The following is a 458-nucleotide window of genomic DNA, read 5'->3' as shown; positions in this document are numbered from 1 at the left end:
GCGTATCGAGGCCCTGGTGGCCGGCCAGACTCAGGTGCTGGAGCTGACGCTGGAGAAGAACGCCCGGCGGGAGTGGACGGTGCGCGGCGACGCGTTCCCCGCCTTGCCGGCGGAGCCTGCGACCGTGGCCGCGGCGGCGCCGCCCGAGCCGCAGGCGCTGCCGGCGCCGGGCAACGCCACCCTCGACCTGGAGCTGGTCCAGGTCGAACCGCAGCGCTACAGCCAGCGCCTGGTCAAGGCCACTACGGTACGCGGGCGTATCGCCGAGGGCCGTTTCACCGGCCTCGACAGCGAGGGGCGCCTGGTGATCCGCCGGGAAATGCCCGGTGCGGGGGAGGCGAGCTACCTGTTGCGCCCGGCGGAGATCGCCCGTCTCGAACTGCTCGAACGCTAGTCGTCGCACGACGGTGCGCGGTTTTTTCGCATAAGCGCTTGAAAAGCCGGAAGAAGGCCCCACC

The 458-nt window shown here is 71.4% G+C and carries 1 protein-coding gene; it reads left to right on the top strand.

Annotated elements, in window-relative coordinates; translation table 11 throughout:
* Positions 1 to 394 (top strand): biotin protein ligase-related protein (locus MUU51_RS00070; RefSeq protein ID WP_258966845.1); only part of this gene is annotated, 394 nt, incomplete at its 5' end.
* Between the last annotated feature and the right edge of the window lie 64 nt (positions 395 to 458).

Source organism: Scandinavium manionii (genome assembly GCF_024764775.1).
GTDB lineage: Bacteria > Pseudomonadota > Gammaproteobacteria > Enterobacterales > Enterobacteriaceae > Scandinavium > Scandinavium manionii.
Note: the sequence above shows the minus strand (reverse complement) of the source record. Positions and strands in the feature narration are given on the sequence as shown.